The sequence below is a fragment of the Arthrobacter sp. TJ-58 genome, from assembly GCF_058269295.1.
This window is the reverse complement of the sequence record NZ_JBZCNM010000003.1, coordinates 386,796-407,427: the sequence shown is the minus strand read 5'-3', so window position 1 is coordinate 407,427 and position 20,632 is coordinate 386,796. Positions and strand designations below refer to the sequence as shown.

The following is a 20,632-nucleotide window of genomic DNA, read 5'->3' as shown; positions in this document are numbered from 1 at the left end:
TTTGCCCTTGCGCTATCAGTTTGGAAAAGACAGCTGTGAAATTGAGCTTTGCCTGTAGGCTTGCGTGTATTGCTCAGCAATCCTAGAAATGTCAAATTCTGCCAGTGCGCGCTCCCTACTCAGCTTCGACAATAGAGCACGCTCATCACTTGTGATGCTGGCGAATTGGTTCATCGCGTCAGCCAGTTCGCTGGGAGACCCTGGATTTACCACCCACCTCTCGTCAATAGCAAAGGATTTCGCTGCGCCGACATCAGTTGTGATCACAGGGACACCATGCATACAGGCTTCCGACCCAACCATCGGAAAGGTTTCTGTACCGGTGCTTGAGATCACAAGCGCTTGTGCGCGAGCGAACAGTGATCTGATATCGCGCTGAGGTCCTACGAAATGAAGGACTCCTGCATCGCAAAGAGCTGCAGCCTCTGGCCCGACAGCAGTTACAAATTCGGCATTTTCAAGACTCACGCCGGCTCCTGCACAAATTAGTGCAGACGTGGGGTGATCCGCGAAGTGTTCCGCGAAAGCGGATATGAGGTGGGCATGTCCCTTGACCTCGTGAAATCGGGCAAGCGACAAAAACGTTATGCCCTGGTCCGCCTCGTAAGCGACTGGCTCAACTTTCGGGGTCCCATTGTGGATAACTGTTACCGGGCACTTGTATCCAAAGTCACTCATATACTGCTTAGACTCTTCACTGGTGGCTATCGCTCTTGTGAAACGGTGGGAAAAGCGTCCCACCACCTTCGCGATGAAGTGGCTTCTAGCCGGATCCTGAGTTCCCATACCGGATATGTGGATCGAAGTATACCGCTTGACCCCACCCATGGGGCACAGAAGTGAGACCAAATCCGATTGGACGAGATGAGAGTGAACCACATCAGGACGAAGTCTTCGGACAGTCGACCATAAGCCATAAACCATTTTTCCGACCGCAGAAGTTGCTTTACTGCACCCTAGATGTGTCAAACTCGTCGCTAGCTTTTCAATGTCTTCCGATAGCTCTCCGCGGCCTTGAAGTACGACCACGTGGTGCTCATCGTCCCACTCATTCAATAGCCCCCTCAAAAGTGTCTCAGCCCCTCCAATGTTGAGGCTGTTGATTACATGCACGATACGCACTAGTGGCTCCTAATTGATGGGGTTTTGAGTGTAGAGAGCCATCAGACGCTCCCGCTGTACATGCGGTTTGTTATCTGCTAGATAATTGTCCCAGAGCCCCAAGGGCTCGGTTCTCGCAAATGGTTGACGCATACCGAGAATGCGTTCAGCCATAGCTGCCGGCGTCTCGCAGCACAGCGAAGATGGGACTGCAGAAAATGGGACTATCGTCCGGACGAGACTCGGTATGCGTCTTGCATTTGCCTCAAGTAAGACCATCGGAAAACCGTCCCAGGAGGCAGTGTGTACGTGCAGGTCTGACGAGCTTAAAATAGCCATCGCTTCGGAACGTGGAAGCCAACCTGTGACATGAACACCGAGGTCGCGAAGAACTTCGGCATATTTTTCGTCGCCTCCCCCAACCCAGGTAAAATCAATATTCCGCACGCGGCTTTGAACTATTCTAACTACTTCCGCAAAAAAAAGCGGGTCTCTTGCAGGCGTGAGGCGACCAACGCTCACAACTGAAAGCCGCAAATCCTCAGTGCCATAAGCGGCGTTAGTATAAATTTCAGTGTCAACTTTAGTACTCTGCGTTTCCAGATATTCAACGACATTCGGGACGTGAACAATGTCGCCACTAAAGTTACGAAAATGGCTCAGCTCAGCCTCCCGTGGAGAACATGCCGCATACGCCGCCGTGTTCTTCGACAGCAGAGTCTCCGCCGCCAGAAAAGCCAACTTTGATGCTGCGCTTATATCTCCACGCTCAAAAGAAAATCCGTGCGGTGTATAAACGATGGGGGTCTTTCTAGAGGACCGTAGGGACAATCTTACGTATGCGCCCCCGAAGCTTGAGTGTGCATGCACTACAGCAGGATTAGTCTGTCGTGTTACGGAACGGATAACTCGACGTGCCCTAAATGGGTTCCTTGGCAGCCTTTTCACGGTCGCGAAAGCCCCTAACTCGCCTTCGTCTATAAAATCCCCAGGGCGTTCTCCCCTTAGCAAATGGTGCTCTACTTCAGGTGTCGCCTCGGCGTACTGGGCAAGGGCAGTGGCCACTCCCCCACCGAAACTTTCAACTACATGAAGGACTTTAATGGACGCGTTCAACGTAATAGGATCCATTCGCGGCTAGTAGGTCAGATCTAGTCTTTTTGGCTTGGAGATGTAATACATAGAATAGCGGGAAGAACGGAGTCAGGTGTTTCAGAGCTGATCCATAGTCAGGTTCAAAGAAAGCCTGTGTGACCACAAAAGCCAGAACAAACGAAATAATCCTCAGAAGCATTCCCTTTGACTCCGTCTGCCCTGAGGCTAAAACTTGGTTTACCGATTTGTAATACCCCACCCAAATTACGCCTAGAACAATAGAAAGCAGAAGGTAGTAAGGCGAAAACTTCAAAAGAAGTGGAATGGGGAGCTGCAAGAAAATAAAGCTTACCAAATTGTTAAGTGGGCCGTCTATAAAAGGCCATATCTCAACATATCGGGGGATCAATGTGCCCACGTCCCCGATTGCAGATCTCTTCACATTTACCGACAATCGGAAGTAATCAGCCTGGACACCCATAATCATGCTGAAGACAAACGAGCCAAAGAATACCCCCGACAAGCCGACAATAACTTGCTTTTTGAACCCTGAAGCGGATCGAAGAATACAGCTAAACAACACAAAAAAAACGAGTATCAAAAACCAATAACTTCTGAAGTAAGTCGCATATGCTATTACTAGTGCAGACACGACCGAGAATCCAACCAATCCACGCGGGCATAAGAGAATTGCCAGGACAACCGGTACAACAAATACTTCCTTTGAGTAGCTGCCCATATATACAGCGCTAAGCAAGATACCTATACTTGAGGTGAACGCCGCATTAATATTGCTTCCATATTGGCGGAATCGGATGCATATCAACAGATAAGGAAGGCAAGCTAGAATATATCCAGTTACGCCGGCAAAGATTTCTTTATTCGCCATCCCTAAGTAACGATATATAAGCGAAACTTGAGTATAGGAGCTGTCCCCATCCGATGACCACAACCCCTGAGCCAACTCTTGTATTGTCTGCTCGTCCCCCATAAAACGCTCAGGAAGTATTATTGGGCGCCAAAGGACAATCAATAATCCAAGTGTGACTGCTATCAACAGGCAACAATCTGAGATGAGAAGTTGCTTTCGCACTGCAAAGGCGGTCTGACGAGCGCTTCTTGCTAGACCACCCACCAGATCTCCAATTCGTTACATACCGCGGGCTCGGCCTCGGCTCACATTTATTTATTCTAGAGCCGCAGGCTCACCAACTGAAACTTGCCTCGCCAACGCCGAGGACTTCCGCCATGGTCCCATGCTCCGGGCGCCCTGCTGAACACGGATAATTTATCTGGCATAAGGCAACAACCAGTGTAACCCGGCACCGAATAACAAAGTTACGCACGCCTGCCAGCGGACCGACCCAGCAGGCGCTCAGCCGCGCGACCCAATACCAGCCCGCCGTCGGCGTTAGTACTAAGGATTAAGGGTGCCGGAAGTCCATGGTGTCGCTGTCCTAATATTTAGAACTGCAGACCTGCCGGCTAGGCGGGGTGGTTGAACCGGGGACCAGGCATAGTCTCTGAGTCACAGCATGCCTGAAGGCTTGACTGTGCGAGGATACTGCGGTCAAGTTCCGCTCACCCCGAGTGAAGGTTCTGTTACGCCGATTCACAGCTCGGTCAGACTGTGGGGCTCGGAGTAGCCGGAGTGCCCTAGTTATTCTTGGCGTTTTGGTTCCGGTTATAGTTATCTAGCCACCACTAGGTAGTTGCAGCGATTTGCCGACAGATGCTCATCAGATGCACTGCTGCGACGAAGGGTAGAAACGTGGATCTCAAGGATTATGGGCGAGTGCTAAGGCGAAATTGGAAGGCCATTATTGCTTGCACTCTGCTCGGGCTGCTGGTTGGGCTAGCTGTATCGCTACTCGTCAAGCCGATATATTCGGCCAAGACCCAGCTATTTGTAGCGATCCAGAGCACAGGCAGTGTTGCGGAATTACAACAAGGAAATAGCTTCACTCAGGCTCGGGTTCAATCCTATGTACAAACGGTAAAGACCCCAGCAGTATTGCAGCCTGTCATCGACAGCCTTGGATTGGATAAAACACCTGCTGTTCTCGCGCAAAATGTGAGTGCGAAGGCTGATCTCGACACAGTCCTCATAACCATTTCCGCCGACGACTCATCTCCGGTACAGGCTGCTGCAATCGCACAATCGGTTGCCGAAAACTTAATCATCACTGTCAGCGCCCTGGAAAACCCCAACTCGGGGAACCCGTCTCCGATCAAACTGTCGGTCGTTACCCCGGCCGTGGCACCCATGGATCCCACGTCCCCGAATACGAAAATGAACTTGGCCATTGGCCTTATGGGCGGGCTTGTGGCAGGGCTGGTGCTCTCAGTTCTCCGCACCCTGTTGGACACTAAGATCCGCGGAGAGTCAGACTACAAACTAATATCCGAGGCACCAGTGCTAGGGGGCGTCGCTTTCGATCCGGACGCCGTAGAGAAGCCTCTTCTAACCCAGGGCGACCCACAAGGACCCCGCGCGGAGTCGTTTCGCCAAATACGCACTAACCTACAGTTTGCGAACTTTAACGCCACATCGAGAACTCTTCTCGTCACCTCGTCTATTCCCGGTGAAGGCAAAAGTACAACGGCTACAAATATGGCTATTGCGATGGCGCAAGCGGGACAACGGGTGGCACTGGTCGATGCCGACTTGCGCCGACCCACAGTTGCTGACTACCTGGGGCTCGAAGGCAAGGCAGGTCTTACTACAGTCCTAGTGGGAAAAGCTACCTTGGACGACGTGTTGCAGCCGTGGGGAAATGATGAACTTTATGTGTTGACATCTGGACAGATTCCGCCCAACCCAAGTGAGCTACTTGGTTCCACCGCTATGTCGAATCTTCTGCACCTCCTTGAAGCAGAATTCGACACCGTGATTATCGACGCTCCGCCCCTTATTCCGGTAACTGATGCTGCGGTACTAGCCCAGAAGGTTGGTGGCGTAGTTGTAATTGTGGGATCGGGAAAAATTCGAAAGCTAGAGCTCGAAAAATCAATGGAGTCCCTGGAGCTCATTAATGCAAATGTCCTTGGTGTGGTACTAAATCTTCTACCGACCAATGGGCCAGATGGTTATGCCCAAAGTTATTACTCTTACTCGTCAGATGCGAAGACTTCCGTTCAAATGGCACCGGTTGCCACGTATACCGACAAGAATGCATCGAGAAGATTAGAGCCGACGGGCAGCAATGCTGGGGCGGAACCGAAGGAAACGCGCTAATGTCTTCTAAGCTGGGGAGCCCCGCATCACTCGCGGATCCGAAGGCTTCTGACTGGGGAAAGCAGTATACGAAACTTCTCGCGATAATCGATGCAGGCGCAGTCCTCTGGGCAATGGCTGGAGCTCTTATACTTCGTTTCGGTACAGCTCAAGGTATGGAGTTGATAGCTACAGATGGCGAGCCTTATATTGCAGCTACCGTGATTCTCTCTGCATGCTGGTGGGCATTACTCGGGTTCTCTGGGAGTCGCGACACAACCGTGCTGGGATACGGGACTGAGGAGTTTAAACGCTTATTTAGTGCCTCATTCTGGTTGTTTGGGGCAGTTGCGATCGTCTCCTATGTTTTCCGTCTAGACATCGCTCGTGGATACGTTGGTCTAGCACTGCCGGCAGGTCTTTTATCTTTGCTCATCACACGGATACTCATACGGGCGTATCTGCGGAGTGAGCGAAAAGTAGGGAAAAGCAGTGACACCGTTTTGCTGATCGGCGGTGTCTACGGAGTTGAGCATTTAGCGCGCGCCCTCCTAAGTCAACCCATGGCTGGCTACCGTCCAATTGCAACTTATCTCCCAGGTATTTCCGAGGGAAAAACCATAGCGGCCGAGCTCAAGCTGCCGAACCTGGGCGATGAACCCTCCGCCTCAGCGATACTGACAGCGATTGGCATGGCACGTCCGGACGCGGTTGCCTTATCGACTGGGGTACCTCTTCCTCCCCGCGTAATCAGAGAATTGGGGTGGGCTCTGGCAGACCTGAATGTTAAGTTGATCATGGCCCCTGCCCTAACAGACGTGGCGGGTCCCCGCATTCATACACAGCCCGTAGCGGGGCTCCCTCTAATTCATGTATCGACACCCAACCTAGGAAGCGGAAAACGTCTTCTTAAAAGGGCCTTCGACCTCTTTATCGCCGTGATTCTGCTGATCGCCTTATCTCCTGTGCTGTTGGTCGTTGCCTGCGTCGTGAAACTTGATTCCTCTGGACCGGTTTTTTTCAAACAGGAACGCGTTGGCGCGAGAGGGGAACGCTTCCGAATGTATAAGTTCCGTTCCATGGTGGTAGATGCAGAGTCTCGTCTAGAGGCGCTTCAAGCCCAGAGCGAGGGTAATGGAGTCTTGTTCAAGCTGAAGGCCGATCCGAGGGTCACCCGGGCAGGTAGTTTCTTACGACGCTACAGTCTCGACGAGCTGCCACAGCTATTCAATGTTCTTGAGGGCTCCATGAGCCTTGTAGGGCCACGCCCCCCCTTACCCTCTGAAGTGGAGCTGTATCAGAGACACGTACATCGCCGCCTTATGGTTCGTCCCGGGCTCACGGGACTCTGGCAGGTCAGTGGGCGCTCGCTCCTGTCTTGGGACGATACAGTTCGTCTTGACCTGTACTACGTAGAAAACTGGTCCATCGCCGGCGACATTGCCATTCTCCTCAAGACGTTCCGAGCCGTGCTCGCCCGTCAAGGGGCGTTCTGACCTCGGATTTGATTCCCTTTGCAAAGGCTGAACCATGACCCCCATTAATACCGGTTCGAACCAGGATCACCCACTTCTCGGGACGCCACGGCAAAGCAGTCGTCCTCCAAAGTTGCAGCGCAGCAAAGTTCTGGTCGGGTTGGCGACAGTTGCCCTCGCCCTTGTAGTAACTGCTGCCACAGGTGTTGGTTTGCTGGCGTATCAAGCAGCTTCCGTGAAGAGCCGCCTCGAACAAACAGTGGAACTTCTTCCAGAACTCCGTTCTCAACTCGCAACCGGAAATAAGGACGAGTCCGAGTCCACATATGTATTAATTCGCGGAGAGGCTGCGGCTGCGAAGGAAACGGCCACAGGACCCCTTTGGAAAGCGGCTTCCGTAATTCCCTGGATAGGTGCGAATTTTCGGGCTATAACGGAATTAGCCGTCACTGCCGATGACATTGTTTTAAATGCAGTCGAGCCTTTGTTAGAGAAATCTGATTCTTTAAACGTGAGTAGCCTCTTGTCCGCCCAGGGGCAAATTGACATAGATCGGTTGCAAGAGGTAGCGCCCAGCCTTCTCAGCGCGAGCGGTACTGTCACTCTTTCATCCGAGCGTCTCGCATCCATAGACCTGGGAGGATTAATCCCTCAGATCGCCAACCCGATTCGTTCAGCCACGGACCAACTCCGCGAAGCGAGTGGTTTACTACGGACGGCTTCATCTGCCGCACAGCTTTTGCCGTCCATGCTCGGCGCCGAGGAAGCGCGGACATATCTGGTTCTTGTGCAGAACAATGCGGAAGCACGGGCGACGGGTGGCATTCCGGGGGCGTTGGTCATTTTAAACACAAACGGCGGACGAATCTCTCTGGGGGCCCAGAGCAGCGCAAGTGAACTCGGGAGTTTCAAGCCATCCGTACCGGTCGACGCAGAACAGGAATCCATCTACACCGCTCGCCTTGGCACCCAAATGCAAAACGTCAATCTCACACCAGATTTCCCCACCGCGGCGGCAACAGCCAGGCTAATGTGGGAAACTCGCCATCCTAACGAGACATTGGATGGCGTACTTGCTCTCGATCCTGTTGCGCTCTCGTACCTCCTGAAGGCAACCGGGCCGGTGGACGTCACGGATGCAGATATTCTCCGACTAATTGAGGGGACTTCCCTGCCTACCTCATTGACGACAGACAACGTTGTCGCGACGCTGCTCTCGAACGTCTACCGAGAAGTTGTCGATCCAAAAACACAGGATGCCTATTTTGCGGCAGTCGCGGAACGTATTTTCAGCGCGTTTACCACCGGTGACAGCGACAGCGGTACCATGCTGAAAGCTCTGACGACGAGCGCGGCAGAACATAGAATGTATATCTGGTCAAGCCGCGCGGACGAGCAAGACACGATAGAGTCAACAGCGTTGTCTGGATCCATAAACGGCCCCGGTGCAGGAGGCACTGCTTTTGGCGTGTATTTTAACGACGGCACAGGCGCCAAAATGGACTACTACGTCACGCGAAGCGTACAGCTTATCCAGGCCTGCCCCGTGGGCGATTATGGCCAATACACCGTCCGTGTAACCGTAACCAATAATGCTCCAGGGGATGCTGCCTCCAGCCTGCCGAACTATGTGACCGGGGGCGGCGTCTTTGGCGTGGAACCAGGTCGGGTACGTACCAATTACGTGCTGTACGGACCGGCAAAATCATTTGTGGAATCGGCCCGAGTAAATGGCGAGACTGTGGCGGTGGGCTCCGGAAAACACGGACAACGCCCGGTCGGAACGGTTACCCAGGAACTGGCCCCGGGAGAAACAGCAGTCATAGAGGTTGATTTCACCCGGGTGGTTCAGGATTCTGAGCCACGCCTTCACGTTACGCCCACGGTCCAGCCCGTCAAGGACGTGGTACTCCCCATGATTCGAGAAGATAGCTGTCAATAAATAAGTGATGAAGGGATTACATAACACATGAGGCTTGGAGGAAGCCCTTATACCTGTTACCGTAAGAGTGTTTCCGCTTCGTAAAAGCTTCGCGGACGGGCGCATGTCACCGGTTATTATGGGAGAGCGCCGGGACATAACACAGAATTCTATAATTTTGGCTTGGTTTCACGGATTCAGTGGTGGCAACCGACCGACTAACATACCGCAGTCTTTATCAAATGTACCGGGGAGTCTCACACATGAAAAAAACCGTATCCGCACTGGCCCTAGCCGGATCCCTCGCCTTCGTCGGCGCCGGAGCTGCCAACGCCGTCAATAGCTACCCAGCTCCTCCCGCCGGCTCGGTCACCGGCTCAGTCAGTGCAACAATCGTTACACCTGGTGCCACGATTGTCTTCAGTGGATCCGGATTCACCGGCGGAGAACGAATCGTCATCGACGTAACCTACAACAACGATCCCCAGGTTGTTGGCGGAACCGGCATCAACGGACCGATCATCCTTAATCAGCTCATTAGCAGCAACACCGTCACGGCCAACGCAGATGGCACCTTTGCCGCTGACGTAACTCTGGGAAATGCTCCCGGCACCTACACCTTGACGGCCACAGGCCAGACCTCGGGTCACCAGGTGACGGCTACCGTCACGGTTAAGGGGACAGGAGCAAGCGCTGGGGAAGACAACGGCTTGGCTAACACCGGTGCTGACTCGGCCATGCTCCTTTGGGGTGCCGCGGGCATCGTAGCTGTTGGTGCCGGCGTAGCCTCGGTGGCAGTTGCACGTCGCAAGAACGCATAACTAGTCTTCAATTTAGGGGCAGGGCGCAAACCGTTTGGTTTGCGCCCTGCCCCTATTTGTTCTGGTAACGGCTAAGCGACGGGTGATCTCCTCGCAACCTCGGTGGGCTGCAGGACCAATTACTTGGCTTGCAGCCCACCGACGTTTAACCCTATCCGCAGCGCGCAAGCCCTGCTACGATCAACCTGCTCACCGTTCCTCCGCGAACCGGTTAGAGCCAATCGTCTCATTTGCATTACTAGATTCCTGGGGGAATTCTTGCTTTCAGCAGCCTTTATCTCTGCACTTCCATTTTCCGGTGCCATGGCCAGCACCGGCATGATCATCTGGGCCCTCATCGGGCTCGCAGGCATGCTGAGTGGTCTTCTGACCGTCCGCGCCGCCCGACGCCGAAGCCAGCTTGCCGAGCCGACCGTTACCGCTGCACCCGCGGACAGGGCACCGCAGGATACTCCGGGTGCTGAGGCGGAACCGGTTCCGCAGGACAGCATGACTCAGGCCGCTTAGACCGCCATTACTGTCGGCTTCGGACCCGTTCGTCACTGCATCAACACTGCCGCAACCACAACTGCTGTCACCATCGTCAACAGTGCCAGTCCGGCGTAGCTGATCCACTCACGGCGGCTGCGACGATAGTGCTTCCGGCGCCATTCTCTGGTGGGCTCAACTGTATCCATGCGTTCGAACATACGGACATGTCTTCAGCGCGCAGAACCGTAGTCGATACTCGCTTCTCGCAAAAGACCTACGTGCCCCGGCACGCTGCCCGCCAGTCCCGCCGTCGTCGGCCGCCGCACGAGTGCGTCAGTTCGCCGCCAGCAGCGCTTCCTCCAGCGCAACCCACGCGAGCATGGCGCACTTGACCCGTGCCGGATAGCGGGAGACCCCGGAGAACGCCGCAGCGTCCCCGAGCACCTCTTCATCGGCCTCCACTGTGCCGCGGGAGCGCATCACCTCGCGGAAGTTCTCCACCAGGTCCATCACCTCATCCCGGGACAGTCCGGCGGCCAGATCGGTGAGCACCGAGGCCGAGGCCATCGAAATGGAACACCCCTGGCCCTCCCAGCTGATGCCCTCCACCGAGGGCGCACCCGCGCCGGATCCGTCCAGCACCGCACGCAGCGTGATCTCGTCCCCGCAGGTGGGGTTCAGCTGGTGGCTCTCCCCCGCCTTCGCCCCCGCCGGGGCCTCCACCAGGCCGGCGCCGTGCCGGGCCTTGGCGTGGTCCAGGATGATCTGCTGGTACAGCTGCTGCAGCTCGGCGCTCATTTACTTCACTCCAAAGAAGGGACGGACGCCGGCCACCGCGTTCAGGAACGCGTCGACGTCGTCGGTGGTGTTGTACAGGTAGGTGCTGGCACGGGTGGTGGACACCAGGCCCAGCCGGCGGTGCAGCGGCTGCGCGCAGTGGTGGCCCACGCGCACGGCGATCCCCTGGTCATCCAGGAACTGGCCCACGTCGTGGGAGTGGACGCCGTCGACGTCGAACGCCGCCAGCCCGATCCGTTCCACGCCGGAGCGAGGGCCGAGCACGCGGATGCCCTCGATCGCCTCCAAACCGGAAACCAGCCGCTGGCCGAGCGTGGCCTCCCACGCGTGGATGCGGTCCATGCCGGTTTCGCTCAGGTAATCCACCGCGGTGCCCAGCGCCATGGCCTGGGAAATGCGCTGCGTGCCGGCCTCAAAGCGCTGCGGGGCCGGCAGGTACTCGGCCTTCTCCATGGTCACCGTGGTGATCATGGAGCCGCCCGTGAGGAAGGTCGGCATCGCGTTGAGCAGCTCCGCCTTGCCGTACAGCGCACCGATGCCTGTGGGGCCCAACATCTTGTGCCCGGAGAACGCGGCAAAATCCACGTCCAGCGCCTTCACGTCCACCGGCAGGTGCGGCACGGACTGACAGGCATCGAGCACGACGAGCGCCCCAACGTTGTGTGCCAGCGTCACCAGGGTTTCCACCGGGTTGATGGTGCCGAGCACGTTGGAGGCGTGCGTGAACGCCACGATCTTGGTGCGCCCGGTGATCAGCCGCTCGGCCTCCTCCAGCCGCAGCGCGCCGTCGTCGTCCACCGGAATGAACTTCAGCGTGGCGCCGGTGCGGGCGGCCAGCTCCTGCCAGGGAATCAGGTTGGCGTGGTGCTCCATTTCGGTGACCACAATCTCGTCCCCCTCGCCCAGCGCGAAGCGGCGGGCGGCCTCTCCCCCGCGGCCGGCGGCGGCGTTGGAGAAGGCGTAGGCCACCAGGTTCAGGGCCTCGGTGGCGTTGGAGGTCCACACAATCTCATTGGGCCGGGCGTTGATGAACGCGGCCACCTTGGCGCGGGCGTCCTCATACACGTCGGTGGCGGCGACGGCGAGGGTGTGCGCGCCGCGGTGCACCGCTGAGTTGCGCTGTTCATAGAATTCCTGCTCCGCCTCGATCACGCTGAGCGGATTCTGCGAGGTGGCGCCCGAGTCCAGGTACACCAGCGGATGGCCGTTGACCTGCTGGTGCAGGATCGGGAAGTCGTTGCGGATGCGCAGGACCTCGGCGTTGTCCATCAGCCCGGCGGCGGGCTGAAGGGTCTCGGGGGTGGAAACCACAGGCACGGGGAAACTCCTTGGCTGGCGGGGGCTGGTGCGGGGTGCGCAGGGTGACGGAGACCATTACGCAACACAAGTCTGTGCTAATCATCCCACTGCGCGGCCGCGAGCGCACGTGAGCTGCGCCTTAGTTGAGGGCACGGGTACCCCGCAGGCAAGGTGCGGAGGAACTTAGCGTGGCGTGCTCCGGAATACAGGTACCGCGTACTCGTGCTGCCCGCCTGCTGCCGGGAGTAGCTTCCTTGATGGGTGCCGGATTGCGCCCACTGAAGTGCCGCTGGGGCGCAGAGGCAGGGGTTTGGGCATGAACAAAAAACTGACGGCCATTCTGGGCGGGCTCGTTCTCGCCGTTTCGTCGCTGATCGGATTTACCCCGCCGGCGTCCGCACTGTCCCCCGGAGTGGACTTCTCCGCCAACAACCTCCCCACCTGGCAGACCAACGGCATTGTCTGGACCATGGCCGAATCCAACGGGGTGGTCTATGCGGGAGGAACCTTCACCGCCATCCGCCCGCCCGGCGTTTCCGCCGGAGGTGCCGGAACCCAAAGCGCGGTGAACTTCGCCGCCTTTGACGCGTACACCGGCAACCCGATCCAGTGCTCCCTGTCGGTCACCGGCAGCGGCGCCACGGTGCGGGCCATGGACGTCTCCCCCGACGGGCGCACCCTGTACATCGGCGGCAGCTTCAGCAACGTCAACGGAGTCAGCACCAGCCGCATCGCCGCCGTCAACCTGCCCTCCTGCACCGTGAACACCAACTTCCGGCCGCCGGGTCTCTCCGCTACCGTCCGCGCCATCGAAGCCACGAACACCGCGGTCTACCTCGGCGGGGACTTCAAGACCGCGGAAAGCGCCACCCGCAACGGCCTGGCCGCCGTGTCCCCCGGCACCGGCGCACTGCTGCCGTGGGCGCCGTCGGCGGACCAGCCCGTGCGGGCGCTGCACGCTCCGGCAGGGCGCGGCACGGTCATTGCCGGCGGTGACTTCCTGACCATGAACGGCGCCGATTCCAAGGCGCTGGCGGTGCTGGACAGCACCACGGGCGCCAATGTGCGCACCTACCCCAACTTCTTCATTCCCAAAACCTCCAGCGTCAAGTCCATCGACTCCGACGCCACCGGCTTCTACATCGGCAACGAGGGCACCGGCGGCGGCGTCTTTGACGGCCGCGCCCGGCTGGACCTGACCACCTACAACCAGGTGTGGCGCGACACCTGCCTGGGTGCCACGCAGGCGGTGTCCGTGTACGGCAAAACCCTCTATGCCGCGCACCACGCGCATGACTGCTCCAGCATGGACGCCTTCACCGACGGCGTGCGGGTCCACCTCAGTGCGCAGAGCGTGGACAGCCCCTCCCCCATGATGCAGTGGAATCCGATCACCAATGACGGCCAGGGCGAAGGCCTGGGCCCGCGGGCGCTGGCCCACACCACGGCCGGCGGCGGCAGGGACGTCCTCTGGACGGGCGGGGAGTTCACCACCGTCAACGGTTCCGCGCAGCAAAGCCTGACCCGGTTCGGGCCCGGGCCGGGAACCGCAGGTCCCGGCACACCCCAGTTTGTCAGCGGCGAGTCCCGTGCCTCCGGCCAGAACACCGTCACCTGGCAGGCCGCCTCGGATCCGGACGATTCGAACCTCACCTACAGCATCTACCGGAACGGGTCCTCCACTGCGCTGGGCACGGTGGCGGCGTCGTCACTGTGGTGGGACCTTCCGCAGGTGTCCTTCACGGATACGACGGCGGTGCCCGGCACCGTGTACACCTACCGGGTCCGCGCCACCGATCCCAGCGGGCACACCGGCGCCCTCTCCGCGCAGGTGCAGCTCACCACCGCGTCCTCGGCGGCCCCCTATCCCGCCCTGGTGCGGGCCGACGGCGCCACCACCTACTGGCGGCTAAACGACGGCTTCACTGCGGCCGCGGATTCCTCCGTTGGAAACCGGATGGGGCTGCCCTTCGGCGGACCCGGAATTGCCGGTGCAGCCGGAGCCCTGGCCGGAGACAGCAACCGGGCCGCCACCTTTGACGGCACGGATGACCTCATCTACGCACCCCAGCGGATCAACGCGCCGTCGGTTTACAGTGCCGAAGCCTGGTTCCGCACGGACACGGTGCAGGGCGGCAAGATCCTGGGCTTCGGCAACGGACAGCCCCGGCGCAACGGAACCTACGCGGGCTACAGCTCCGCGTACGACCGCCATGTGTACATGACGGACGCCGGGAAACTGGTGTTCGGCGTCTGGACGGGCTCCCGGGTGGTGATTACCTCCCCTGCCAGCTACAACGACAACGCGTGGCATCATGTGGTGGCCACTCAGGGTCCGCGCGGCATGGTGCTGTACGTGGACGGCGTGCAGGTTGCTTCCAATACGGTTTCGGCGAACACCGTGAGCCTGGGTTCCTGGCGGATTGGCGGGGATTCGATTCCGTCCACCTGGCCGAGTGCTCCGAGCAGTCGCCACTTCAGGGGCGCCATTGACGAGTTTGCCGTCTACCCCACGGCGCTCACGGCCGCGCAGGTGGCGGCGCACAACCAGCAGGGGCGCCGGTAAGCATGGGACAGCAGCATCAGCGCTGACGGGGCGGACGGCGGCAGCACACGGGGACGGCGCATTGCGCTGCTGGCTGCCGCCGCCGTCGTACTGGCCGGCATGGCCGCTGTCCTGCTGTGGCCGGCACCGGTGGACCGCCCGCTGTACGGCACCATCCTGCGCCTGATCCGGCGGCTGCAGGGCCACGGGCTGCCCGGCTGGGTGGACTACGCAGCCGTGGAGTCCGCCGCCAATGTGCTCCTGTTTGTTCCGCTGGGTGTCCTCGCGGCTGCTTTCCTGCCGGTGCGCCGCTGGTGGCTGGCGGTGCTGCTGTGCGCCGGGCTCACGGTGGCCGTGGAAGGGTTCCAGGACGTGTTCCTTGCCGGCCGGCAGGGCGATGTCCACGACGTCATCCTCAATACCTGCGGCGCGCTGCTCGGTGCACTGGCCTTATCCGTGGTGCGGCAGCTCGGCAGCGCTTACCGGAGGCGCCGCCGTCGTCGTTCTGTGCTGTCCCGGGATGCGGGCGGGAGGGTGCCTAGGTGACCTTCACGCGGCGGAACTCCACCGGCGCATCATCGGAATAGTTGCGGGAGAGGCCAAAGTAGCCGCCGCGGAACTTGCGGTCCGAGGCCTGGCCGGACCAGCCGATGCCGTCCAGCCGCGTGTAGCGGATGCTGTCCGGAGCAATGTCGATTCTGAAGGTCATCCATTCACCCGCCGTCACCGGCTGCGTGTCCACGGAGCTCAGGCGCAGGCCGCCGGCCTCCCCGGGGCTGCGCAGCAGCAGCGACATTTCCCCGGTGGGGCGGACGATCAGGTGGTAGCCGCCCACGTCGCTGGGAATCAGCACCCGGTAGGGGCGGTCATCGTCCTGGCCGAAAATGATTCCGGCATGCAGGGCGTTGTCCGGCGGCAGGATGTCCGGCCAGCGCATGTCGAACTGAATACTGTACAGCTCCCGCTTCACCGGGCCCATGGAGCCCAGCCGGTAACTGCTGTTGGCCTTGGCCGCCATCAGCAGGGTTCCCTCGGCCGGGATCAGCGCAGGCTGCAGGTCCCAGCCGGCGCCCACCTGCCAGGGCAGGTCCCCCGCAGCCCGGAGGCCGTCGGCAAAACAATCGGAGGTCTCCAGCGGCTCGTCCGCGGCAAGATACGGCAGGTTTGCGCACATCAGCCCCGAGGCTCCCAGGTCCAGGAGCCGGTCCCGCAGCTCGCGGGTGTGGACCTCCCAGCAGATCACGGGTTTGCCGGTGGCCACCACGGCGGCCAGTTCGGCGTCGGACGCGGAGTGATGAACGCCCAGAAGAGTGAACTGGTCTGCGAGCGCCGGAACCAGTTCCAGCTGCTCCGCGGTGAAATAGCCCCAGCTGGTGTAGCCGCGCTTGGTTGCCGCCTCCACCTGCCCGGCCTGGGCGGACTGTTTCCAGATGAAGTGGCTGTTTGAGTCGGGATAGCTGTCCATCAAATCCAGCAGCGCCTTGGCATTGGTGCCCTGCTTGTCCTCAAGGAACAGCACATGGGTGGCGGCGAAGGCGTCCAGGACGTCCTTGAGCAGGGGAATCTTTTCCGGCTTCGACTCCGGGCCGAGCCATGCCCGTGCATCAACAAGCACCTCGGAGAGCTGGGCGTAGGTGGAATCCTTGATGACCAGCTTGGTTCCGGTGGTGCGTTCGGTGGTCAGGTCATGGTGGCAGACCAGCTGCCCGTCCAGGGTGGCACTGACCGATACCTCCAGGGCAACGGCTCCCGCCTTCACGGACTCCCGGTACGCGGTCATGGTGTGCTCGGGCCAGTTGTCCCAGGATCCGCGGTGCGCCACCAGGAACGGCGTGGCGGCAAGCATCGATTCCACGGTGTGGACGGGAGGCGGTTCAGGGGTGGGTTCGGTTGCCGCGCCGGGAGTAAGCCTGCCGGTGCAGCCGGCCAGGAACAGGCCCAACGCACCCAGACCAAGCACCTGACGCCGGGACGGCCCGGACGGGTCGCGGGAGTTTCCCGGCGGATTCATGCGGTCCAGCGGATTCATGCCTGACGGGCTGCGTCCTCGGCACGGCCGCCGTCAAGAATCGTCAAGGCTCGGCGGAGCACTGTCGAAGAGGTGCTGACGGTGTACGGGAAGTAGACCACTTCCACTCCGATCAGGGCCATGTCCCGCTCCAGGCGCTCGCCCTTCTCGGTGCCCTTCCAGTCATCGCCCTTGAAGAAGATGTTGAACCCCACCTCGCGCCAGGTGTCCGCCTTGTTCAGGTGCGTGTCCACCACCACCGCATCCACATAACGGACGCTGCGGACAATTTCCATCCGCTCCGCCAGCGGAATGACCGGTGTGGTTCCTTTCAGGCGCTGCGTCATTTCCGGAGAGGCAACTCCTGCAATCAAATAGTCGCACTGGCTGCGGGCGTGCTTCAGCAGATTCAGATGCCCGATATGGAAGAGGTCATAGGCGCCCGAGGCGTAGCCGATCCTAACCGCCATGTGTCCCTACCCCCGCGTTTGATCTGTGGTTTCCGAGATCATCGTGCGGGGCGCAGGGGGTGCCGGTAAAGCGTTTATCCCGGATTCACGTAGCACCCCGGAAAACATGAGTAGAAGCAACTTACCGGCGGGTAGGCACCGCAATTAGTCGAGTAAAGGCCACCGTGTGCCCTGCGACGCGCCGCCGCTACGATTCCAACAGATTCGGGCCGTGGGTCCGTCCTTCTTTCCATAAGGTGGTCTGGCCGTGTACAAAAAACTGGCGGCAGTTTGTTCAGCTGCAGCTGTTGCAGCAGCATCATTGATCGGCCTGGCCGCTCCCGCATCCGCGCTGTCCCCCGGTGTGGCGTTCTCCGCAATTGCCCTGCCCACGTGGCAGACCAACGGCATTGCCTGGGCCATGGCCGAGGCCAACGGCGTGATGTACGTGGGCGGAACCTTCACCCAGGTCAGGCCGCCGGGCACCGCCGCCGGCAGCAGCCAGTCCCAGGCAGCAGTGAACTTCGCCGCCTTTGACGCCTACACCGGCAGCCCCGCTTCCTGCTCCCTGTCCTTCACCGGCGGAACGGGCGCCACGGTGCGTGCCATGGACACCTCCCCCGACGGCCGGAAGCTGTACGTGGGCGGCAACTTCACCACCGTGAACGGCGTGGCCGCCAACCGGATTGCCGCGATCAACCTTCCGGACTGCACCGTGGACACCACTTTCCGCCCGGGAACCGTCAACAGCACCGTGCGCACCATTGCCGCTACGGCCAATGCCGTCTATTTCGGCGGGGACTTCACCACCGTCAACGGAACCGCACGCAGCCGCTTCGCCGCCGTGACCCCCGCCGGAGCGCTTCTGCCCTGGGCTCCGGCAGCCGACGGCGTGGGCCGGGCGATCGATGTGCCGGCCGGCCGCAGCGTGGTCCTCATTGCCGGGGACTTCAGCAACGTCAACGGCGCCGAGTCCCGTGCCATGGCCGTGGTGGACAACGCCTCCGGCGCCAACGTGCGCACCTATCCGGCAGCGGGCTACATCCCCGCCACCGCCGTACTCAAGGACATCACCAGTGACGGGACCAGTTTCTATGTGGCCGGCGAGGGCATGGGGTCACGGTCCTTCGACGGCCGGGCCCGGCTCTCGCTGAGCAACAACTATGAGCAGATCTGGAAAGACACCTGCCAGGGCGCCACGCAGGCCGTGCTGCCGTACAAGGACGTCCTCTACGGTGCGCACCACGCGCACGACTGCTCCAGCATGGGCGGGTTTGCCGACGGAGTGCGCCGGCACCTCACAGCCCAGGACATCAACAATCCCTATCCCTTCCTGGGCTGGAGCCCGGACACCAACGACGGCGCCGGCGAAGGCCTTGGCCCGCGGGCCCTGGAAACCACGAACACCGGCAACGGAGATGTCCTGTGGGTAGCCGGTGAATTCACCACCGCCAACAGCACCGCCCAGCAGTCGCTGACCCGCTTTGGCCCCGGGCCGGCGTCGGCCGCGCCCGGCACTCCGGCCAACGTCCGGGCAGCAAGCCTGACCGCGGGCCAGAACCAGATCCGCTGGACCCAGAGCGTGGACAACGACGATTCGCAGCTCACCTACAGCGTGTACCGCAACGGCAGCTCCACCGCCCTGGGCACCGTGTCCGGAAACTCCGTCCTGTTTGAAACGCCCCAGCTCACCTTCACGGACCGCACCGCAACTCCGGGCACGGCGTACAGCTACCGGGTGCGGGCCAGCGACGGAACGAACGTCAGCGCCCTCTCCGCCCAGGTCTCCGTCACCACCGCCACCAGCACCCAGCCCTATCCCGCGGAAGTACTCGGCGACGGCGCTTCGACCTACTGGCGTCTTGACGACACTCCGGCCACCGCCCCCGTGGACAGCTCACCGGGCAACAACCGCGGCGTCACCTACAGCTCTCCCCTTCTGGGCGGCACCGACGGCGCCGTAGCCGGCAGCACCGCCGCCGTGTTCGACGGCGTGGATGACCAGGTGTCCGGCCAGCAGCGGTCCGCGGCACCCACCAGCTTCAGCGAAGAGGTCTGGTTCAAGACAGACACCGTCAACGGCGGCGAGATCATGGGCTTCGCCTCCGGCCAGCCCAACCGCAAAGGCGACCGGAACAGCACCGGCACCGTGGACCGCAACCTCTCCATGACGGCCTCCGGCACGCTCGTTTACGGCGTCCTCAACGACGCCAATGAGCGGGTCAACCTCACCACCGCCGGGACCTACAACAACAATGCCTGGCACCACGCCGTCGTCACCCAAACACCGGCAGGAGCCACCCTGTACGTGGACGGCAACGTTGCAGCCAGCAGCCGGAGCGCTGCGGCGCAAACCTACACCGGTTCCTGGCGGGTGGGCGGAGATACTCTCCCCGCCGCCGCAGCGGACCCGACCACAGGTTTCCCGGGACGGCCGGTCGCCAACTACTTCGCCGGTGCCATGGACGAGTTCTCCGTCTACCCCACGGCGCTGAGCGCCGCTCAGGTGGCAAAGCATTACGTGGCCGGGGGCGGCACCATCGCCCCGCCGGCTCCTGCTCCCGACACCACGGCTCCGGCCGCGGTCACCGGTGCCGCAGTTGCCGTCAGCGGCACCACCGCCTCGCTGAGCTGGAATGCCGCCACGGACAACGTGGGCGTCACCGGTTACCGCGTGTACCGCTCCACGGCCGGGGACTTCAGCCCGTCCGCGGACACCCTGCTGACCACCACCCCGGAGTCGGTACTTTCCTACACCGATGCGGGGCTGGCCCCGGGAACGTACTACTACCGGGTAGCCGCGGTCGACGCCGCCGGCAACGCCGGTGCCCCGTCCGCCCCGGCCAGTGCCACGGTGGTGGCTGCTCCGCCGCCCGCGAAGCCGGTGACGCTCTCACTGACGCCCGCCGAGGACACCTACGTCAACCAGGGTGCGCCCAGCGCCACCAACGGAACCGCCAACTCCATGGCATCCCGGGGCACGTCCGCCTACACCTCGTACCTGCGGTTCACTCCCGGCACCCAGGTGCCGGCCGGCATGCGCCTGATCTCTGCCTCGCTGCGGCTCTACACCGTTGCCGACTCGATCAGCGGATCTCTTGACCAGCACACGGTCCAGCCGGTGACCGGCAGCTGGACGGAAGCCGGCACCACCTACCGCACCCGGCCCGAGCTCAGCTCCGCGGTGCTGGGAACCCTGTCCCCCGTTGCAGGCAATACGCCCTACAGCGTGAGCCTGGACCCCGCAGCTGTCTCCGCGATGCTGGAGAACTCTGTGGACCTGGCCGTCACCAGTGCGGGTACAGACAACGCCTGGTTCTACACCAAGGAGGCAACCTCCACCCGGCGGCCTGTCCTCACCTTGGAGTTCGGTCCCCAATGAACCCCCTAGCCCACCGTCCGGCCGGAAACCGCGGCCCCTAGTTTTGCCAG

The 20,632-nt window shown here is 60.7% G+C and carries 16 protein-coding genes; 8 read left to right on the top strand and 8 right to left on the bottom strand.

The features are described 5' to 3' along the window. Positions 1-15 precede the first annotated feature (15 nt). From AC4D2W_RS12225 to AC4D2W_RS12215, 3 genes are read right to left on the bottom strand one after another with little or no spacing between them, the layout of a single operon-like run. A complete protein-coding gene (locus AC4D2W_RS12225; RefSeq protein ID WP_490927440.1) occupies positions 16-1,113 on the bottom strand; it encodes a glycosyltransferase in 1,098 nt (365 codons plus the stop codon). 18 nt (positions 1,114-1,131) lie between these two features. Next, the gene (locus AC4D2W_RS12220; protein WP_490927174.1) at positions 1,132-2,232 is read right to left on the bottom strand and encodes a glycosyltransferase; all 1,101 of its coding nucleotides are present in this window, start codon (positions 2,230-2,232) and stop codon (positions 1,132-1,134) included. Beyond that, positions 2,201-3,331: a hypothetical protein gene (locus tag AC4D2W_RS12215; RefSeq protein WP_490927173.1), complete on the bottom strand. Its 1,131-nt coding sequence runs from the start codon at positions 3,329-3,331 to the stop codon at positions 2,201-2,203. Before AC4D2W_RS12215 ends, AC4D2W_RS12220 begins: the two co-directional genes overlap by 32 nt. Positions 3,332-3,967: 636 nt before the next feature. Here AC4D2W_RS12215 and AC4D2W_RS12210 point away from each other — a divergent pair. The 5 genes from AC4D2W_RS12210 (at position 3,968) to AC4D2W_RS12190 (ending at position 10,137) form a co-directional block, all read left to right on the top strand. Further along, the gene (locus tag AC4D2W_RS12210; RefSeq protein ID WP_490927172.1) at positions 3,968-5,434 is read left to right on the top strand and encodes a tyrosine-protein kinase domain-containing protein; all 1,467 of its coding nucleotides are present in this window, start codon (positions 3,968-3,970) and stop codon (positions 5,432-5,434) included. Continuing rightward, positions 5,434-6,909, top strand: a complete 1,476-nt coding sequence (locus AC4D2W_RS12205; protein WP_490927171.1) for a sugar transferase — start codon at positions 5,434-5,436, stop codon at positions 6,907-6,909. The genes AC4D2W_RS12210 and AC4D2W_RS12205 overlap by 1 nt, the downstream gene beginning before the upstream one ends. 34 nt (positions 6,910-6,943) lie before the next feature. Next, a complete protein-coding gene (locus tag AC4D2W_RS12200; protein ID WP_490927170.1) occupies positions 6,944-8,830 on the top strand; it encodes a DUF4012 domain-containing protein in 1,887 nt (628 codons plus the stop codon). Positions 8,831-9,072: 242 nt separating this feature from the next. After that, on the top strand, positions 9,073-9,630 hold the full coding sequence (locus tag AC4D2W_RS12195) for an LPXTG cell wall anchor domain-containing protein (protein WP_490927169.1): 558 nt from the start codon (positions 9,073-9,075) through the stop codon (positions 9,628-9,630). A 303-nt stretch (positions 9,631-9,933) separates the two neighbouring features. Beyond that, positions 9,934-10,137, top strand: coding sequence for a hypothetical protein (locus tag AC4D2W_RS12190; RefSeq protein WP_490927167.1), 204 nt, complete (start codon positions 9,934-9,936; stop codon positions 10,135-10,137). Between the two features lie 32 nt (positions 10,138-10,169). Here the strand turns inward: AC4D2W_RS12190 and AC4D2W_RS12185 are convergent, their stop codons facing one another. The 3 genes from AC4D2W_RS12185 to AC4D2W_RS12175 all read right to left on the bottom strand — a co-directional run bounded on the left by AC4D2W_RS12185 (position 10,170) and on the right by AC4D2W_RS12175 (position 12,216). Next, entirely contained in the window at positions 10,170-10,307 is a 138-nt protein-coding gene (locus tag AC4D2W_RS12185; RefSeq protein ID WP_490927166.1) for a hypothetical protein, read from the bottom strand. Positions 10,308-10,434: 127 nt separating this feature from the next. Beyond that, positions 10,435-10,899 (bottom strand): Fe-S cluster assembly sulfur transfer protein SufU, encoded by a 465-nt coding sequence (gene sufU / locus AC4D2W_RS12180; RefSeq protein WP_490927165.1) that lies wholly within the window; start codon positions 10,897-10,899, stop codon positions 10,435-10,437. After that, the gene (locus tag AC4D2W_RS12175; RefSeq protein ID WP_490927164.1) at positions 10,900-12,216 is read right to left on the bottom strand and encodes a cysteine desulfurase; all 1,317 of its coding nucleotides are present in this window, start codon (positions 12,214-12,216) and stop codon (positions 10,900-10,902) included. 298 nt (positions 12,217-12,514) lie between these two features. Here AC4D2W_RS12175 and AC4D2W_RS12170 point away from each other — a divergent pair, with 298 nt between their 5' ends. Together AC4D2W_RS12170 and AC4D2W_RS12165 are read left to right on the top strand one after the other, a co-directional pair. After that, positions 12,515-14,764, top strand: coding sequence for a LamG domain-containing protein (locus AC4D2W_RS12170; RefSeq protein ID WP_490927163.1), 2,250 nt, complete (start codon positions 12,515-12,517; stop codon positions 14,762-14,764). A gap of 99 nt (positions 14,765-14,863) precedes the next feature. Then, complete coding sequence (locus AC4D2W_RS12165; RefSeq protein ID WP_490927162.1) at positions 14,864-15,289, top strand: VanZ family protein; 426 nt, start codon at positions 14,864-14,866, stop codon at positions 15,287-15,289. Here the strand turns inward: AC4D2W_RS12165 and AC4D2W_RS12160 are convergent. Continuing rightward, complete coding sequence (locus AC4D2W_RS12160; protein WP_490927161.1) at positions 15,282-16,772, bottom strand: glycerophosphodiester phosphodiesterase; 1,491 nt, start codon at positions 16,770-16,772, stop codon at positions 15,282-15,284. The two genes, AC4D2W_RS12165 and AC4D2W_RS12160, sit on opposite strands and share 8 nt — an antisense overlap. Then, the gene (locus AC4D2W_RS12155; protein WP_490927160.1) at positions 16,769-17,221 is read right to left on the bottom strand and encodes an FAD synthase family protein; all 453 of its coding nucleotides are present in this window, start codon (positions 17,219-17,221) and stop codon (positions 16,769-16,771) included. The genes AC4D2W_RS12160 and AC4D2W_RS12155 overlap by 4 nt, the downstream gene beginning before the upstream one ends. Before the next feature lie 247 nt (positions 17,222-17,468). On the opposite strand from AC4D2W_RS12155, the gene AC4D2W_RS12150 reads away from it, so the two are divergent. Continuing rightward, positions 17,469-20,582 carry a CBM96 family carbohydrate-binding protein gene (locus AC4D2W_RS12150; RefSeq protein ID WP_490927159.1) on the top strand — a complete coding sequence of 1,038 codons (3,114 nt, stop codon included), beginning with the start codon at positions 17,469-17,471 and terminating at the stop codon, positions 20,580-20,582. The last annotated feature ends 50 nt before the right edge of the window (positions 20,583-20,632 follow it).

What these genes read in the sequence shown, in the direction of transcription:
- AC4D2W_RS12220 (WP_490927174.1), bottom strand. Translation starts at nt 2,232, where the DNA reads ATGGATCCTATTACGTTGAACGCGTCCATTAAAGTCCTTCATGTAGTT.
- AC4D2W_RS12205 (WP_490927171.1), top strand. Translation starts at nt 5,434, where the DNA reads ATGTCTTCTAAGCTGGGGAGCCCCGCATCACTCGCGGATCCGAAGGCT.
- AC4D2W_RS12200 (WP_490927170.1), top strand. Translation starts at nt 6,944, where the DNA reads ATGACCCCCATTAATACCGGTTCGAACCAGGATCACCCACTTCTCGGG.
- AC4D2W_RS12195 (WP_490927169.1), top strand. Translation starts at nt 9,073, where the DNA reads ATGAAAAAAACCGTATCCGCACTGGCCCTAGCCGGATCCCTCGCCTTC.
- AC4D2W_RS12190 (WP_490927167.1), top strand. Translation starts at nt 9,934, where the DNA reads ATGGCCAGCACCGGCATGATCATCTGGGCCCTCATCGGGCTCGCAGGC.
- AC4D2W_RS12185 (WP_490927166.1), bottom strand. Translation starts at nt 10,307, where the DNA reads ATGGATACAGTTGAGCCCACCAGAGAATGGCGCCGGAAGCACTATCGT.
- sufU (WP_490927165.1), bottom strand. Translation starts at nt 10,899, where the DNA reads ATGAGCGCCGAGCTGCAGCAGCTGTACCAGCAGATCATCCTGGACCAC.
- AC4D2W_RS12170 (WP_490927163.1), top strand. Translation starts at nt 12,515, where the DNA reads ATGAACAAAAAACTGACGGCCATTCTGGGCGGGCTCGTTCTCGCCGTT.
- AC4D2W_RS12165 (WP_490927162.1), top strand. Translation starts at nt 14,864, where the DNA reads ATGGCCGCTGTCCTGCTGTGGCCGGCACCGGTGGACCGCCCGCTGTAC.
- AC4D2W_RS12160 (WP_490927161.1), bottom strand. Translation starts at nt 16,772, where the DNA reads ATGAATCCGCTGGACCGCATGAATCCGCCGGGAAACTCCCGCGACCCG.
- AC4D2W_RS12155 (WP_490927160.1), bottom strand. Translation starts at nt 17,221, where the DNA reads ATGGCGGTTAGGATCGGCTACGCCTCGGGCGCCTATGACCTCTTCCAT.